This window comes from Streptomyces sp. SKN60, assembly GCF_026236535.1.
GTDB lineage: Bacteria > Actinomycetota > Actinomycetes > Streptomycetales > Streptomycetaceae > Streptomyces.
In genome coordinates, this window is sequence record NZ_JAHTMW010000003.1 from 366,796 (window position 1) to 382,805 (window position 16,010).

15 protein-coding genes and 1 tRNA gene are annotated in these 16,010 nt (G+C 74.2%); 7 read left to right on the forward strand and 9 right to left on the reverse strand.

Annotated features, from left to right (window positions below):
* Positions 1-5: 5 nt before the first annotated feature.
* The gene (locus KV205_RS07605) at positions 6-731 is read left to right on the forward strand and encodes a class I SAM-dependent methyltransferase (RefSeq protein WP_265863229.1); all 726 of its coding nucleotides are present in this window, start codon (positions 6-8) and stop codon (positions 729-731) included.
* 45 nt (positions 732-776) lie between these two features.
* Here KV205_RS07605 and KV205_RS07610 read toward each other — a convergent pair.
* The 5 genes from KV205_RS07610 to KV205_RS07630 all read right to left on the reverse strand — a co-directional run bounded on the left by KV205_RS07610 (position 777) and on the right by KV205_RS07630 (position 4,154).
* Positions 777-864: transfer RNA gene (locus KV205_RS07610), tRNA-Leu, on the reverse strand.
* Positions 865-950: 86 nt separating this feature from the next.
* Positions 951-1,415: a hypothetical protein gene (locus tag KV205_RS07615; RefSeq protein WP_265863231.1), complete on the reverse strand. Its 465-nt coding sequence runs from the start codon at positions 1,413-1,415 to the stop codon at positions 951-953.
* Positions 1,416-1,613: 198 nt separating this feature from the next.
* Positions 1,614-2,252 (reverse strand): class F sortase, encoded by a 639-nt coding sequence (locus tag KV205_RS07620; protein WP_265863232.1) that lies wholly within the window; start codon positions 2,250-2,252, stop codon positions 1,614-1,616.
* 103 nt (positions 2,253-2,355) lie between these two features.
* Positions 2,356-3,039 (reverse strand): hypothetical protein, encoded by a 684-nt coding sequence (locus KV205_RS07625; protein ID WP_265863233.1) that lies wholly within the window; start codon positions 3,037-3,039, stop codon positions 2,356-2,358.
* A gap of 170 nt (positions 3,040-3,209) precedes the next feature.
* Positions 3,210-4,154, reverse strand: coding sequence for a beta-ketoacyl-ACP synthase III (locus KV205_RS07630; RefSeq protein ID WP_265863234.1), 945 nt, complete (start codon positions 4,152-4,154; stop codon positions 3,210-3,212).
* Between the two features lie 254 nt (positions 4,155-4,408).
* Here KV205_RS07630 and fdhD point away from each other — a divergent pair, with 254 nt between their 5' ends.
* On the forward strand, positions 4,409-5,257 hold the full coding sequence (gene fdhD, locus KV205_RS07635) for a formate dehydrogenase accessory sulfurtransferase FdhD (RefSeq protein ID WP_265863236.1): 849 nt from the start codon (positions 4,409-4,411) through the stop codon (positions 5,255-5,257).
* Between the two features lie 33 nt (positions 5,258-5,290).
* On the opposite strand, the gene KV205_RS07640 is transcribed toward fdhD, so the two are convergent.
* From KV205_RS07640 to KV205_RS07655, 4 genes are all read right to left on the reverse strand, one after another.
* Positions 5,291-5,674, reverse strand: coding sequence for a (2Fe-2S) ferredoxin domain-containing protein (locus KV205_RS07640; protein ID WP_265863237.1), 384 nt, complete (start codon positions 5,672-5,674; stop codon positions 5,291-5,293).
* A complete protein-coding gene (locus KV205_RS07645) occupies positions 5,671-6,192 on the reverse strand; it encodes an isochorismatase family protein (protein ID WP_265863239.1) in 522 nt (173 codons plus the stop codon). The genes KV205_RS07640 and KV205_RS07645 overlap by 4 nt, the downstream gene beginning before the upstream one ends.
* Before the next feature lie 130 nt (positions 6,193-6,322).
* Positions 6,323-6,892 (reverse strand): GNAT family N-acetyltransferase, encoded by a 570-nt coding sequence (locus tag KV205_RS07650; RefSeq protein WP_265863241.1) that lies wholly within the window; start codon positions 6,890-6,892, stop codon positions 6,323-6,325.
* A gap of 9 nt (positions 6,893-6,901) precedes the next feature.
* The gene (locus KV205_RS07655; protein ID WP_265863242.1) at positions 6,902-7,939 is read right to left on the reverse strand and encodes a bile acid:sodium symporter family protein; all 1,038 of its coding nucleotides are present in this window, start codon (positions 7,937-7,939) and stop codon (positions 6,902-6,904) included.
* A gap of 103 nt (positions 7,940-8,042) precedes the next feature.
* On the opposite strand from KV205_RS07655, the gene KV205_RS07660 reads away from it, so the two are divergent.
* From KV205_RS07660 to KV205_RS07680, 5 genes are all read left to right on the forward strand, one after another.
* Positions 8,043-8,948, forward strand: coding sequence for a LysR substrate-binding domain-containing protein (locus KV205_RS07660; RefSeq protein ID WP_265863243.1), 906 nt, complete (start codon positions 8,043-8,045; stop codon positions 8,946-8,948).
* Positions 8,949-9,291: 343 nt separating this feature from the next.
* A complete protein-coding gene (locus KV205_RS07665; RefSeq protein ID WP_265863245.1) occupies positions 9,292-11,115 on the forward strand; it encodes a long-chain fatty acid--CoA ligase in 1,824 nt (607 codons plus the stop codon).
* A gap of 103 nt (positions 11,116-11,218) precedes the next feature.
* Positions 11,219-12,487, forward strand: a complete 1,269-nt coding sequence (locus KV205_RS07670) for an ABC transporter substrate-binding protein (protein ID WP_265863247.1) — start codon at positions 11,219-11,221, stop codon at positions 12,485-12,487.
* Positions 12,488-12,499: 12 nt separating this feature from the next.
* Positions 12,500-15,184 carry an ATP-binding cassette domain-containing protein gene (locus KV205_RS07675; protein ID WP_265863249.1) on the forward strand — a complete coding sequence of 895 codons (2,685 nt, stop codon included), beginning with the start codon at positions 12,500-12,502 and terminating at the stop codon, positions 15,182-15,184.
* Complete coding sequence (locus KV205_RS07680) at positions 15,181-15,963, forward strand: ABC transporter ATP-binding protein (protein ID WP_265863250.1); 783 nt, start codon at positions 15,181-15,183, stop codon at positions 15,961-15,963. Before KV205_RS07675 ends, KV205_RS07680 begins: the two co-directional genes overlap by 4 nt.
* Positions 15,964-16,010: the final 47 nt, after the last annotated feature.

Genomic DNA, 16,010 nt, shown 5'->3' on the forward strand with positions numbered 1-16,010 from the left:
GGGGCATGTTCTCCCCCGAGGGCCCCAGCCTGTACGAACTGACCCGCCAGGCGCTGTCGTCGGTCGAGCACGGCTACGACCTGCTCGCCGCGAAGTTCGACGCGACGCCGTTCCGCACCTCCGACCGGCTGCTCGGCGCGGTCGCCGAGACCCTGGAGCCGCTCGGCCCGTTCGACTCGGGCCTGGACGTGTGCTGCGGCACCGGGGCGGGGCTCGGGGTGCTGCGCTCGGTGTGCGCGGGCCCGATCACGGGCGTCGACTTCAGCGCCGGGATGCTCGCCGGCGCCCGCGCCGCCCACCCCGAAGCCACCCTGGTACGGGCCGACGCCCTGGCCCTGCCCTTCGCACCGGTCTTCGACCTGGCGGTCAGCTTCGGCGCCTTCGGCCACTTCCTCCCCGCCGAGCAGCGCGTCCTCTTCGCCGGCGTCCACGCCGCCCTGCGCCCCGGCGGCACCTTCGCCTTCCCGCTCCCGGCCCCGCCCCGGGTGGGCTCCGCCCCGTACTGGACGCTCTGGGGCTTCGACGCGGCGATGCGGGTCCGCAACGCGCTGTGGCGGCCGCCCTTCGTGATGTACTACCGCACCTTCCGCCTCGCCGACATCCGCACCCGCCTCGCGTCCGCCGGCTTCACGGTGGAGACCCTGCCGATCCGCTCCCTGGGCGCCCGCGAGGACGGCAGCCCGCGCTGCCGGCTGGTGGTGGCCCGCAAGGGCCCGGGCCTGAAGGCGTGAAACGCGGAAGGACCCCGACGTGTGTCGGGGTCCTTCCGTACTGACTGGTGTCCGAGGGGGGACTTGAACCCCCACGCCCGATAAAGGGCACTAGCACCTCAAGCTAGCGCGTCTGCCATTCCGCCACCCGGACCGGTGGTGTTGCGCGGGGTGTTCCCCGCGGCGACATGGATAACTCTACCAGGGGTTCGAGGCGCCTTTCACCAGCGTTTTCCGTGGTCAGTGCGGGGCGTGCGCCGTGTTGTCCGCGACCCAGTCGCGGTGGTCCTGCCAGGCGTACAGGGTGTCGCCGTCCGCGTACGCGTAGTAGAGGCCGCAGCGGACGGTGGCCCGGTCGGGGGCGTCGGGCGGGAACCAGGAGGGGGCCAGGGCGGGGGCGGGGCGGGCGGTGGTGGCGGGGAGCGGGGTGCAGGCGGCCGGGAGGGCGGGGCCGGGGAGGGTGGCCTTCAGGGCGCGGTCGCCGCCGGTGGTCCGCATCGCGTACTCGATCCGGCCCGCGGCGTCCGGCAGCCAGCGCGGCACGGAGGCCCGGTCGGACTTGGCGGCGGCGCCGGTGGCGTAGGCGCCGTACTCGTCGTGGCGGGAGTCCCACCAGTCGCCGACCGCGGGGACGGCGACGACTCCGGTGAAGGCGAGGGCGGCGAGGGCGCCGCCGGTGGCGAGGGCGATGCGGGTGCGGTTCATGTGTTCCATCGTGGGCGCCGGTCCGGCCGCTTCCCGTACCTCCGCGGGACCGTTCCGGGTACGACTCGGGGCGCACGCCGGTGCCGTGGCCCTTAGGGGTCAGGGGGAACCCGGCGCCCCCCGACGCCGGCTCCGTGAGGGTCACTCTCACCACCACCGAGCGGTCCTGGTCCAGGTGCGGCGGGGGAGTCCGTCAGGTCAGCGGAGCCCGGTCAGGCGGGCCGAGACGACGACGTTGCTCTCGTAGCCGCCGTCCGGCGAATAGCGGCCGCCGCAGGTGATCAGGCGGAGCTCGGGGGCACCGGTGGCGCCGTAGACCCGTGCGGCCGGGAAGTCGTCCTTGGGGACGACCTCGATCCCGTACACCGTGAAGACCGCCGTCCGGCCGTCCGTGCGCGCGATCTCGACCCGCTTGCCGGTGGCGAGCGCCCCGAGGTCGTAGAAGACGGCCCGGCCGGCGGGCACGTCGACATGGCCGACGACGACGGCGGTGCCGCGCTCGCCGGGGGTGACGGCGCCGGTGAACCAGCCGGCGAGGTTGCGGTCGTACGGGGCGGGGGCCTCGATCCAGCCCTCGGCGTCCAGGCCCACCCGGGTCACCGGCGCGTCGATGCGGACGGACGGCACCCTGACGCGTACGGGCGGCGAGGCGGGCAGCGGATCGGCGGTCGTCGCGGCGTCGGCGGCCCGGCCGGCCGCGGCGGCCGTCGCGGGCTGCGGCGGGCCGTCGGCGGGCCACTCCCCCGCCCCGCCGCGCACCAGGTGCACGCCGATCAGGAGGACCACGGCGATCACGCCCCAGGCGCCGCGGCGCCCGTGCCCTTCCGAGCCCTGCACGTGTCTGCCGCCCCTTCGCGTCGGATCTGTGCCGGAGATGGCGCTCCCCCGCCCCGGACCTCGTCACACCGGGGCGGAGGAGCCGTCTGGGAGACCGGCGGGTTCAGGACCCGTCGGTGCCGGTGGGTTCGCGGCGGCGCATCAGGACCACCGCGGCGCCGAGCGCGCCGGCGATGAGGACGCCGCCGGTGACCGTCTCGGTGGTGCCGATCCCGTCCGTGCCGCCGCTGCCGAAGCCGGCCCTGACGCCCTTGCGGGCGCCGGTGGACGTGTCGGGCTTGTGCCCGCCGCCGCCCGCGATGGTGAGGGTGGTGGTGCCGCGCTCGCCCTTGCAGTCGAACGTGACCTCGTACTGGGCGCCGACCTTGGCGTCGAAGTCGACGGTGGCGGTGCCCTGGTGACCCTCGTTCAGGGTGACGGTGTCGAAGACCCCGGACTCGACCTTCACGCTGGGCACCTCGCAGCCGTCGGCCTTGAGGGTGACGGTGCCGCCGGGCGCCACGGTGGACGGGGTGACGGAGAAGCCGAAGGACGTGATGTTGTGCCCGGTGCCGCCGTCCTTGGGGGCCGTGTCCTTGGGGAACGCGTCCTTGGGCGGGGCGCCGCCGCCGTCGTCCTTCGGGGCCGCGTCGTCCTCCTTGAGCAGCAGCTCGTCCTTGAGGAGGCCGAGGTCGGCCGGGCCGAAGCCCCCGTCGTCCGCGGACGCCCCTGGCGCGGCGAGGACCAGGGCGGCGGTCGCGAGGGGGGCGAGCAGGGCGGCGGAAGCGGCGGCGCGTATCGCGCGCATGGGGGTCCTCCAGATGACGCGAGGGCGGACGCGGAGCTCACGCTCCGCGGCGGGCCGATTGCGGGCCCTCGTCGCGTTCGAAGCTAGGCGCGCCCCGGGTGCCCCGCCACCGGGCTCCGCCGATCGGGTCAACCGCCCGCGGACCGGCCGAGAACCGCCCCCGGCCTCCGCTACGGCACCCGGACGACCTGGCCCGCGTAGGAGAGGTTGCCGCCGAAGCCGAAGAGCAGCACCGGCGCACCGGAGGGGAGTTCGCCGCGTTCGACCAGCTTGGCGAGGGCGAGCGGGACGGAGGCGGCGGAGGTGTTCCCGGAGTCGACGACATCGCGGGCGACGACCGCGTTGACCGCGCCGATCTTCGCGGCGAGCGGCTCGACGATCCGCAGGTTGGCCTGGTGGAGCACCACTCCGGCCAGCTCCTCGGGGCGGACGCCGGAGCGCTCGCAGGCCTGGCGGGCGAGGGCGGGCAGCTGCTGGGTGGCCCATCGGTAGACGCTCTGGCCCTCCTGGGCGAAGCGCGGCGGGGTGCCCTCGATGCGGACGGCGTGGCCCATCTCGGGGACCGAGCCCCACAGCACCGGGCCGATCGCACCGGTGTCGGTCTCGGTCGCCTCGACGACCGCGGCGCCCGCGCCGTCGCCGACCAGCACGCAGGTGGTGCGGTCGGACCAGTCGACCACGTCGGTCATCTTGTCGGCGCCGATGACCAGGGCGCGGCGGGCGCCGCCGGCCCGGATCGCGTGGTCGGCGGTGGCGAGGGCGTGGGTGAAGCCGGCGCACACCACGTTGAGGTCCATGGTGGCGGGCGAGCCCATGCCGAGGCGGGCGGCGACCCGGGCGGCCGTGTTCGGCGAGCGGTCGATCGCGGTGGAGGTCGCGACGAGCACCAGGTCGACGTCGTCGGGGCCGAGACCGGCGGCGGCGAGGGCCTTGGCGGCGGCGTGCGCCGCGAGTTCGTCGACCGGCTCCTCGGGTCCCGCGATGTGCCGGGTGCGGATGCCGACCCGGCTGGTGATCCAGTCGTCGCTGGTGTCGACCAGGGTGGCGAGGTCGTCGTTGGTGAGCACCTTGGCGGGCTGGTAGTGCCCGAGCGCGGCGATACGAGTGCCGGTCATCCCGGGACCCCCTCGGTCGTTCGATGGTCGGTGCGTGGCGGCCGCGTGACGCATGGTGATGCTGATGCGCCGTTGCGGCAGCGGGAGGACCCAGTCTTGTCAGCGACTGATGGGTAACCGGTGACGTAAACCACCAAGATTCACCCGAAGTGCCTGTTCGACCGTGACAAGAGGAGAATGGCCCGGTCAGGCCCCTGGGGGCGATCCGCGGGGACAGTGCCGTCCCCGCTCGGACGGAAAACGGTGCAGCGACCATGGGACGGGTCACGGAGCGACGGCGTGTGGTGCGCATACGGGGCGGGGCGGTCAGCACCCGGCCGGACACCCTGGTGGCGGAGGAACCGCTGGAGATCCGGCTGAACGGGCGGCCGATCGCCATCACCATGCGCACGCCCGGCGACGACTTCGCGCTCGCGGCCGGCTTCCTGGTCAGCGAGGGGGTCCTCGCGGCGGCCTCGGACGTGCGGAACATCGTGTACTGCGCGGGGGCGACGGCGGACGGCGTCAACACGTACAACGTGGTGGACGTGCAGCTGGCGCCGGACGTCGTGGTGCCCGACATCTCCCTGGAGCGGAACGTCTACACGACCTCGTCGTGCGGGCTCTGCGGCAAGGCGAGCCTGGACGCGGTGCGCACCACCGCCCGCTTCCCGATCGCCGACACGCCGCCGCTGCGGCTGACGCCGGAGCTGCTCGCGGCGCTGCCGGAGCGGCTGCGCGCGGCGCAGAAGGTCTTCGACCGGACCGGTGGGCTGCACGCGGCGGCGCTGTTCTCGGAGGACGGCGAACTGCTCGACGTACGGGAGGACGTGGGCCGGCACAACGCGGTCGACAAGCTGGTCGGGCGGGCGCTTCAGGAGGGCCGGCTGCCGCTGGAGCGGGCGGTGCTGCTCGTGTCCGGGCGGGCCTCGTTCGAGCTGGCGCAGAAGGCGGTGATGGCGGGCCTTCCGGTGCTCGCGGCCGTGTCGGCGCCGTCCTCGCTCGCCGTGGACCTGGCGCAGGAGTCGGGCCTCACGCTGGTCGGCTTCCTGCGCGGGCAGGACATGAACGTGTACGCGGGCGAGCACCGGATCGAACTGGAGACGGCGGCCCCGGCGTCCTAGTCCTTCCTCGTTCCTCCCAGTCCTTCGTCCTTCCTAGTTCTTCGGCGGGTCGATCATCTGGAGTTCCAGGGTGGCCGGCGGCGGTACGAGGCCGGGGCCGCCGGCCTCCGTCCAGGCCAGGACCTCGTCGAGGCAGTCCTGGTCGGCGCTCCAGCCGATCCACGCGGCCCGGCCGCCGCGCCGCCGCCCTTCGGTGGACGGCTGCACGACGAGCACGTTCGCCTGCGCGCAGGGTCCGAGGCAGTCGCTGGTACGGACGACCAGCCGGCCGCCGGATTCCGCGGCGGCGGCCCGGAGCCGGGCCAGCTGGCCGTCGTGGTCCTGGCCGGGGTTCTTGCGGGCGTCGCCGCAGCAGCAGCCGCGGCACACCACGAGGGAGCAGGGGCGGGCCCCGTACCGTATCGGCACCCGGGTCACTCGGCGCCGGCCAGGATGATGGCGTCGGCCGGGGTGACCGTGCCGAGGCGCGGGAAGTCCAGCTGGACGGAGGCGCGGTGCTCGTCGGCGGTGAGGGCGGTCATGGCGTCCTCGGCGAAGACGAGCTCGTAGCCGAGGTCTCCGGCGGCGCGGGCGGTGGACTCGACGCCGAGGTTGGTGGCGATGCCGCCGAACACGAGGGTCGTCGCCCCGTGCTTCCGCAGCAGTTCGTGCAGTCCGGTGTCGTGGAAGCCGCCGATGGTGCGCTTGACGACGATCTCGTCGCCGGGGTGTACGAGGTCGGCGACGAGGTCGCTGCCGGGCGGCTGGGTGTCGACGCCGGGACGTTCCACCCGGATGTGGACGACGGGCGCGCCGGCGGCCCGGAAGGTCTCGGCGAGCCGGCCGGCCGCGGCGAGCACGTCGCTGCCGGGGCGGGGGGCGAGGGGGAGCGCGACGATGCGTTCCATGAGGTCGACGAGGACGAGCGCGGTGCGGCCGGGATCGAGTGCGGGCATGGGAGCACCGTATCGGGCCCGATGATCTTCCCGGGGCGGGTGGGGTGCGATCCCGGCCACGGGCGGGTGCGGGGGCCCGGGCGCGGGCGGGGGCTGGTGTCGGGCTCGGGTGCGAGCGGCGCCGGGGCGGTCAGGCCCCGTGGGTCCGTACGTGGACGTGGCCGTCGCGGGGGTAGGCGGGCGGCGCCGCGGGCAGGATCCCGCCGAGTACGTAGCCGCACTTCTCCGCGACGCGGCAGGACGCCGTGTTGTCCACCTGGTGCAGGAGCTCCAGGCGGGTCAGTCCGGCGCCTGCGAAGGTGGCGAAGGCCCAGTCCGTCAGGGCCTCCAGGGCCCGGGGCGCCACGCCGCGGCCACGGGCGTGGGCGGCCGTCCAGTAGCCGACCTCGGCGGACGAGGCGCCGGGGGCGAGGCCGTTGAGGACCGCGTGGCCCACCACCCGTTCCGCCGCGCCCTGTTCGCGGGGCTCCAGGACGGCGAACGCGAAACGCGTGCCCGCCTCCCGGCCCCGCCGCTGCGTGCGGATCCAGTCGGCCGCGCCCGCCTCGTCGTCCACGGCCATGCTCGTCCAGCGGCGCAGGGCGGCGTCCTGGCCCAGCTCGACCAGGGCGGGGGCATCGGCCGGCTGCCAGGGGCGCAGGACGAGGGCGGGGGCCGTGGGTGTGGCGTCCGAGGTGATCCGTGCGGCGATCTTGTCCATCGGTGGAGCCTACGGGGCCGGCACCGCGATCCGCTCGTCGTTCGCCCCGGTCGGCTCCGCCGCCTCCGGGTCGCGGGCCCGGCGGCGGGCGATGACCGCGCAGACCATCAGCTGCATCTGATGGAACAGCATCAGCGGGAGCACGGCGAGCGAGGCCTGCGCGCCGAACAGGACGCTGGCCATGGGCAGTCCGGCGGCCAGGCTCTTCTTCGAGCCGGCGAACTGGATCGCGATGCGGTCGCCCCGGCCGAAACCGAGCCGCTTCGCGCCGTACCAGGTCAGCCCCAGCATCACGGCGAGCAGCACCGCCTCGACGGCGAGGAGCAGGCCGAGCCGGGCGGGGGTCACCAGGTGCCAGACGCCGCGGTTCATGCCCTCGCTGAACGCCGTGTAGACGACGAGCAGGATCGAGCCCCGGTCGACATAGCCGAGCGCCTTCTTGTGCCGGACCAGGAAGCCGCCCACCCAGCGGCGCAGGAACTGCCCGGCGAGGAACGGCACGAGCAACTGCAGCACGATCTTGAGGACCGAGTCCGCCGAGAAGCCGCCCGCGCTGTGGCCGAGGAGCAGTGCGGCGAGCAGCGGGGTGACCAGGATGCCGGCCAGCGAGGAGAACGAGCCCGCGCAGATCGCGGCGGGCACGTTGCCCCGGGCAATCGAGGTGAAGGCGATCGAGGACTGGATCGTCGACGGCACCAGGCAGAGGAAGAGGAAACCGCTGTGGAGGTCGGGGGTGAGGACCGTCGGGACCAGTCCCCGGGCCGCCAGGCCGAGCAGCGGGAAGACCAGGAAGGTGCAGGCCAGGACGGTGACGTGGAGCCGCCAGTGCTTCAGGCCGTCCAGCGCCTCGCGGGTCGAGAGCCGCGCCCCGTAGAGGAAGAAGAGCAGCGCGACCGCCCCGGTCGCCGCCCCGTTCGCGGCCGTCGCCGCCCCGCCGGAGGCGGGCAGCAGCGCGGCGAGCCCGACCGTGGCGAGCAGCGCCAGGATGTACGGGTCGATGGGCAGCCACGACGGGAGGAGGGGGCGGCGGGGAGGACGGGAGCTCATGGGTCCATCCTGGTCGACGCCCCGGCGATCGGGAACGCCGTACAGCGCACTGACTGTCATCACGAATCGTGATAAGCGGCGCTCACGGGGCTATCGTCGGGGTGTGTACGAGCCGAACCAGCTGCGCACCTTCCTCGCGGTCGCCCAGACCCTGAGCTTCACCCAGGCCGCCCGGCGCCTCGGGCTGCGCCAGTCGACGGTCAGCCAGCATGTGCGGCGCCTGGAGGAGGCCGCCGGCCGGCCCCTCTTCGTCCGCGACACGCACGGCGTGGAGCTGACCGAGGACGGCGAGGCGATGCTCGGCTTCGCCCGCACGATCCTCGCGGCGCACGAGCGGGCGGCGGCCTTCTTCACCGGGACGCGGTTGCGGGGGCGACTGCGGTTCGGCGCGTCGGAGGACTTCGTGACGACCCGGCTGCCGGAGATCCTGGAGACCTTCCGGCGCGAGCACCCGGAGGTCGACCTGGAGCTCACGGTCGAGCTGTCCGGCACGCTCCAGGCGCGGCTTGAGGCGGGGCGGCTCGACCTCGTCCTGGCCAAGCGGCGCGGCGACCGGGCGGAGTCGGGCGGTGGCGACCGGGCGGAGGCGGGCGTGGGTGGTGAGGAGCTGGTCTGGCAGGACGTGCTGGTGTGGATCGGCGCGCCCCGGCTGCGGCTCGACCCGGAGCGTCCGGTGCCGCTGATCGTCTTCCCGCCGCCGGGCATCACCCGGGCGCGCGCCCTGGAGGCGCTGCAGGCGCAGGGCCGGCCGTGGCGGATCGCCTGCACCAGCAGCAGCCTGAGCGCGAACGTGGCGGCGGCGCGGGCCGGGCTCGGGGTGATGGCGCACACCCGGGGTCTGCTGCCGGCGGGCCTGGTCGAGGTACCGGCGCGGGCGGGGCTGCCGGAGCTGGGCGCGGTGAACTTCGTCCTGCGCAAGGGGCGGCGGCGGGGGGCGACGCAGGAGGCGGCGGACGCGCTGGCGGCGGCGATCCTGGCGGGCGGGGACCGGTTGCACCGGCCGCGGTGACGGCGGCTTCGGCCGGACGGCTGGTGGGTGGGGGCCGTGGGGGACGTTCCGGGGGCCGCCCGGCCCAGGTCTCCTCCCCGGTGCGGGCTCGTGCCGGGCCTCGGTCCCGTCGGGTGCCGCAGTGATCAGCCCGTACAGATTCGGTGGAGATTCCGGCCTCCGGGGCTTACCGGCGGTCGGGCAACCGGGCCCGGGAGGCTCTCGCTTGCCCGTACATCCGTCGCTGACCTGTGCGGATGCGTTATGTCGCGGCTTGGTGAAGGCACTCCCGCCCGGCTGCGGCGTGGGGTAGTTTCACCCGCGCCGTACGGAGTGCCACATCGAGCGGGTGAGGAGCAGGTCAGTGCGCGAGTTCACCGTGCCGCCCGTCGAGGCGGCGCCTCAGGTCGGCGGTCTGGCGGACGCCGTGTTCGACCACGCCGAGAACGACCCGTACCGGGTGGCCCTGGGCCGCAAGGACGCCGACGGGCAGTGGCAGGACGTGACGGCCGCGGCCTTCCGGGACGAGGTCCTCGCGCTCGCGAAGGGGCTGATCGCGCAGGGCGTGCGGTTCGGCGACCGGGTCGCGATCATGGCGCGTACCCGCTACGAGTGGACGCTCTTCGACTTCGCGCTGTGGACCCTCGGCGCCCAGCCGGTGCCGATCTATCCGACCTCGTCCGCGGACCAGGTGCTGTGGATGCTGCACGACGCCGAGGTCACGGCCTGCGTGGTGGAGCACGAGGACCACGCGATGACGATCGGTTCGGTGGTCGACCGGCTGCCGCGGCTGCAGCGCCTGTGGCAGCTGGACGCGGGCGCGGTCGAGGAGCTGACGGCCGCAGGCGAGGAGATCGACGAGGACGTCGTGCAGCGGCACCGCAGGGCGGTGACGCCGGAGTCGGTCGCGACGGTGATCTACACCTCGGGCACCACGGGCCGCCCCAAGGGCTGCGTGATCACCCACGCCAACTTCATGTTCGAGACGGAGATGCTGACCGGGCGGTGGGAGTCGGTGTTCCACTCCAAGCCGGGCGACGAGGCGTCCACGCTGCTGTTCCTGCCACTGGCGCACGTCTTCGGGCGGATGGTGGAGGTCGCGGCGATCCGCAGCGGGGTGAAGCTGGGCCACCAGCCGGTGCTGGCCGCCGCGGAGTTGCTGCCCGATCTGCAGGCCTTCCGGCCGAGCTTCGTGCTCGCCGTGCCGTACGTCTTCGAGAAGGTCTTCAACGCCGCCCGCCGGCGTGCCGAGCAGGAGCGGAAGCGGGGACCGTTCGACAAGGCGGTGGACGTGGCCGTGAAGTACGCGGAGGCCATGGAGCACAAGGCCTTCGGCATCGGTCCCGGGCCGTCGGCGACGCTGCGGATGCAGCACCAGTTCTTCGAGAAGACGGTGTACGGGAAGGTGCGCGACGCCCTCGGCGGCCGGGTGCGGCACGCGATGTCGGGCGGCTCGGGGATGGACCGGCAGCTCGGGCTGTTCTTCGAGGGCGCGGGCGTGACGATCTACGAGGGGTACGGCCTGACGGAGTCCTCGGCGGCGGCGACGGCGAACCCGCCGGAGCGCACCCGGTACGGCACCGTGGGGCAGCCGGTGCCGGGCACCACGGTGCACATCGCGGAGGACGGCGAGGTGTGGCTGCACGGCGGGCATGTCTTCGCCGGCTATCTGAACAATCCGCAGGCCACGGACGCGGTCCTGAACGACGGCTGGCTGTCCACGGGGGACCTCGGCATGCTCGACGAGGACGGCTATCTGACGATCACCGGGCGGAAGAAGGAGATCCTGGTGACCTCGGGCGGCAAGAGCGTGTCGCCGGCCGGTCTTGAGGAGCGGGTGCGGGCGCATCCGCTGGTGTCCCAGTGCATCGTGGTCGGCAACGACCGGCCGTATGTCGCGGCGCTCGTCACCCTCGACCAGGAGGCCGTGGAGCACTGGCTGGCGATGCAGAACCGGCCCTCTCTGCCGCCCGCGGAGCTGGTGCACGACACGGGTCTGGAGACCGAGATCCGGCGGGCGGTGGTGGCGGCGAACACCAAGGTCTCGCAGGCGGAGTCGATCCGCACCTTCCGGATCCTGGCGCATCCGTTCAGTGAGGAGCACGGGCTGCTCACCCCGTCCCTGAAGCTGAAGCGGAAGGCGATCGAGCAGGCGTACGCGGCCGAGGTGGAGGCCCTGTACCGCTGACCTCCGGATTGTTGATGGATCATCAACTGATGGAGCGTCAGTTATTGACGGGTCGTCAGGTCGGTCACAGAATGCGGGTCACCCGACGGAGGGATGACCGACCGTGTCCAGAACGCTCCGCACCCTGGCCGCCGCGGCGGCGGCGCTCTTCCTCGCCACCGCCTGCAACTCCGCCTCCACCGGAGGGACTTCAGGCCCTCCGGGCGGCGCGGGAGGCACCGTACGGGGAGTGACCGCCGACACGATCAAGGTCGGCGGGATCGTCTCCATGACGAGCGCCAGCGGCTACTCCAAGAAGGACACCGACCTCGGCGCCCGGGCCCGCTACGACCGGGCGAACGCCGAAGGCGGGGTCAACGGGCGGCGCATCGACTACCTCGGCGCCGAGGACGACGGACAGGACCCGGCCCGCAACCTCGCCGCCGCCCGCGAACTGGTCCAGCAGAAGAGGGTCTTCGCCGTCGCGCCGATGAGTTCGGTGACCTTCGCGGGCGCCGACTTCCTCGACTCCCGGGCCGTGCCCACGGTCGGCTGGGGCACCCTGCCCTCCTTCTGCGGGCCGAAGCACATCTACGGTTTCAACGGCTGCCTCGTCCCCACCCCCGGCGGCACCCTCAACCAGACCTGGCCGGAAGGCCTGGCGCAGGTGCTTGGCGGCGCCAAGGGCCGCTCGGTCGCGCTGATCGCCGGGGACAACGACGCCGGCAAGTTCGGCATCCGCACCTTCACCCAGGGCTTCGAGGCGGCCGGCTTCGACCTCGCCTACGCCAAGGCCGCGGTGCCCGCCGGCTCCCTGCCGAGCGACTGGTCCGCGTACACCAAGGAGATCCTGCGCTCCGGGCCCGGCGGGAAGCAGCCCGACGCCGTGGTGTCCGTGATGCAGACACCGTACAACATCGGCCTGTTCACCGCGCTCAAGCGGGCCGGGTATCGGGGCGTGCTCTCCGACCCGACCGACTACGACCCCGGGCTGCTCGCCAAGGACGCGACCCGGCAGGCCCTCGACGGGGTGCTGGTGCTGCTCCAGTTCCAGCCCTTCGAGGCGGACAGCCCGGCGATGCGGCAGTTCAAGGCCGATGTGAGGAAGGCGGCGGGCGGGAGGGAAGTTCCGCTCAACATGCACATGATGACCGGGTACATGAGCGCCGATCTGTTTCTGGCCGTCGCCGCCAGGGCCGGCAGGAACCTCACCGTCGAGTCCTTCCAGGAGGCCGCGAACGGCTTCTCCGACACCGGCACCCTGGTCGGCGACCGGAGCGAGCCCAAGGGGCAGAAGGAGAGCTTCGGCTGCGGCGCGCTCGTCCGCCTCACCGGCGGGCGCTACGAGGTCGCCGTGCCCTTCCGCTGCTATCCGCCGATCCCCTTCCGCTAGGGGCGCGGTGCCGTGGGTGACCTGCTGGGCTTCGTCCTGAGCGGTCTGGTCTCGGGCGCGCTGTACGCGCTGCTCGCGACCGGGCTCGTGCTCTCCTCCGCCGCCTCCGGGCTCTTCAACTTCGCGCACGGGGCGACCGCCTATCTGTGCGCACTGGCCTTCTACGAACTCCACTCGGGCCTGTCCTGGCCCGCCGTCCCGACCGCCCTGCTGCTCGTCCTGGTCGTCGCGCCCGGCCTCGGCTGGGCGCTCGACCGGCTGATGTTCCGCAGGCTCGCCCGGGTCGGCGAGACGGCCCAGATCACCGCCACCATCGGCCTGCTCGTCGCGCTGCCGGCCGCCGGGCTGTGGGCGGTGGAGCTCCTGGAGCGGGCCGGGGCACCGGTGAAGCCGGCCGAGAACCAGTTCGGCCTGCCCGGCGTCGGGCCCAGTCCCGCCGTCTCCTGGCAGCCCTTCGAGGCGCTCGGGATCGACGGGGTCGGCGTCGACTCCGACCAGCTGATCACCTGGCTGGTGACGGCGGCGGTCGCGGCCGGCCTGTGGGTGCTGCTCCGGCACACCCGGCTCGGCCTGCGGCTGCGGGCCGCCGTCGACAACCGCTCGCTCGCCGAACTGCGCGGCGTGGACGCCGACCGGCTGTCGTCGGTCGCGTGGATGCTGTCCTCGGGCCTCGCGGGCCTGGCGGGTGTCCTCGCCACCCCGCTGCTCGGGCTCTCCGCGCACGACTACACGCTCTTCCTGTTCGTGTCGGCGACGGCCGCCGTGCTCGGCCGCTTCGCGTCCGTGCCGCTGGCCTTCGCGGGCGGCCTCGGGCTCGGCGTCGTCCAGAACCTGGTGGCCGGCTACGCGAGCTTCGCCGAGGGCATCACCGGCTTCCGTACCGCCGTGCCCTTCCTCATCCTCTTCGCCGGGCTCGTGCTGCTCGCCCGGCGCGAGCGGGTGGCCGGCACCGCGGCCGCCGACCCGCCGCCCGACGACCGGCTCGCGGAGGCGGGCGCGGTACGGCGCTGGGGGCCGTGGGCGGCAGCCGCGGCACTGCTCGCGGCCGCCTTCTACACCGTCACCACCCCGTTCTGGAGCGGCATCCTCGCCCAGGGGCTGGCGATCGGCCTGATCTTTCTGTCCTTCTCCGTGGTCACCGGGCTCGGCGCGATGGTGTCGCTCGCCCAGGCCACCTTCGTCACCGGCGCCGCGCTGGTCGCCGGGCTCCTGATGAGCCACGGCTGGCCGTTCGCCGCGGCGGCGCTCGCCGGCACGGCGGTGGCGGCGCTGCTCGGCGCGGTCGTGGCGCTGCCCGCGCTGCGGCTCGGCGGGCGTTCCCTCGCGCTCGCCACCCTGGCCCTCGCCTTCCTCGCCGACCAGGTGCTCTTCCAGTTCGGGTGGCTGCGCAACGGCGACACCGGCTGGGCGATCCCGCGCCCGGTGATCGGTCCGCTCGACCTGTCCGACGACCGGGCGATGGGCGTCGTCCTGGTCGTCCTGTGCGCGGCGGGCGTGGCGGGCCTCAGCCGGCTGCGCGGCTCGCGGCGCGGCCGGGCGATGCTCGCGGTCCGCTCCGCACCGGCCGCCGCCGCGGCCTCCGGGGTGTCGGTGGTGCGCACCAAGCTCCTGGTGTTCGCCGTGTCGGCCGGGCTCGCCGGATTCGGCGGGGTGCTCTACGCCTCGTACAACACCCGGATCACCGCGACCGACTTCCCCGCCATGGCCGGTCTGGTGTGGCTCGCGGTGGTGGTCGCGGCCGGTGTGCGGCGGCCGCAGTACGCGGTGGTCGCCGGGCTCGTCTTCGCGGTCGCCCCGCACCTGCTCGCCACCTACGTCACGGACTCCGCCCATCTGCCGGTGGTGCTGTTCGGCCTCGCGGGCCTGGCCCTGGCGAACGATCCGGACGGGTACGTGGCGGCCGTCCCGAGCCGGTGGGCGCGGCGGCGTACGGGTGGGGCGGCGGCCGCTGTCGTACCTCCGCCGCGGCGGGAGGGCGATGCCCCGGGCGCGGAGGGCGCCGTGCTTGAGCTGTCCGGGGTCCGTGCCGGGTACGGGGGCGGGGCGGACGTGCTGCACGGGGTCGACCTCACCGTGCGCGCGGGCGAGATCGTGGCCGTCCTCGGCGCGAACGGCGCCGGCAAGTCCACGCTCTGCCGGGTGGCCAGCGGACTGCTGCGGTGCCGGGACGGCGCCGTGCGGATCGGCGGGGCCGAGAGCCGCGGCGACTCCCCCGTGGCGCGGTCCCGGCGCGGGGTGCGGCTCGCGCCCGAGGGCCGGGGCATCTTCGCGGGCCTGTCCATCGAGGAGAACCTCGCGCTCCAACTGCCCGCCGCCGAGGACCGGGAGGCCGTGTACGCGCGTTTCCCGGCGCTCGCGGCCCGGCGCACCGTCCCGGCGGGCTCCCTCTCCGGCGGCGAGCAGCAACTCCTCGCCCTCGCCCCGCTGCTCCAGCGCCCACCGGCCCTGCTGATCGCCGACGAGCCCTCGCTCGGCCTCGCCCCGAAGGTGGTCGACGAGGTGTTCGCCCTGCTCACCGAGGTACGGGAGCGGGGCACCGCCCTGCTCCTGGTGGAGGAGAAGGCGGCAGAGGCGCTGGGCATCGCGGACACCGTCGCGTATCTGGCGGAGGGCCGCATCGTGTGGCACGGCCCCCGCGCCGATGCCGACCCCGACCGGCTCGCCGACGCCTATCTGGGAATGGGGGTGCGCTCATGACGTACGGGCCGGGGCGCGATACGCCCAGCGGTGCCGCGCTGCTGGAGGCGCGCGGGATCGGGGTTCGGTTCGGTGGGGTGCGGGCGCTTGACGAGGTGTCGCTCGTGGTGCGGGCCGGGGAGATCTGCGGGCTGATCGGGCCGAACGGGGCGGGGAAGACCACGCTCTTCGACGTGCTGTCCGGCATCCGGCGCCCGGAGCGGGGCCGGATCCTTCTGGACGGCGCCGACATCACCCGCCGCTCCCCCGTCTGGCGGGCCCGGCACGGGGTGCGGCGCACGTTCCAGCGGCAGCAGCTCTTCGGGCAGCTGACGGTCGAGGACAACCTGGTCGTCGCCCAGGAGTGGCGGCGTGGCGCCGGGCGCGCCGTCACCACCGCCCGCCGCGCCCGCGCCGCCGAGGTGCTGCGGGCCTGCGACCTGGGTCCGCTCGCGCACGCCTGCGCGGGCGTCCTCCCGGTGGGCCGGGCCCGGCTTGCCGAGCTCGCCCGCGCGGTCGCCGACCCGCCCCGGCTGCTCCTGCTCGACGAGCCCGCCTCCGGCATGTCGGCGGAGGAACGGGCGCGGCTGGCCGCGGTGGTCCGCCGCCTTGCGGCCGAGGAGGGCTGCGCGGTGCTGCTCGTCGAGCACCACGTGTCGTTCGTCATGGACCTGTGCGCCCGGGTCGTCGTCCTCGACCTGGGCCGGGTGCTCGCCGAGGGCCCGGCAGAGACGGTCCGGGCGGATCCGGCGGTCCGGGCCGCGTATCTGGGGGCGGGCGGAATGCGATCACCGTCGTGATCGTTGACGCTGTGAGGACTACTCCCCAAGGCCTCCGAAGCCCCCCG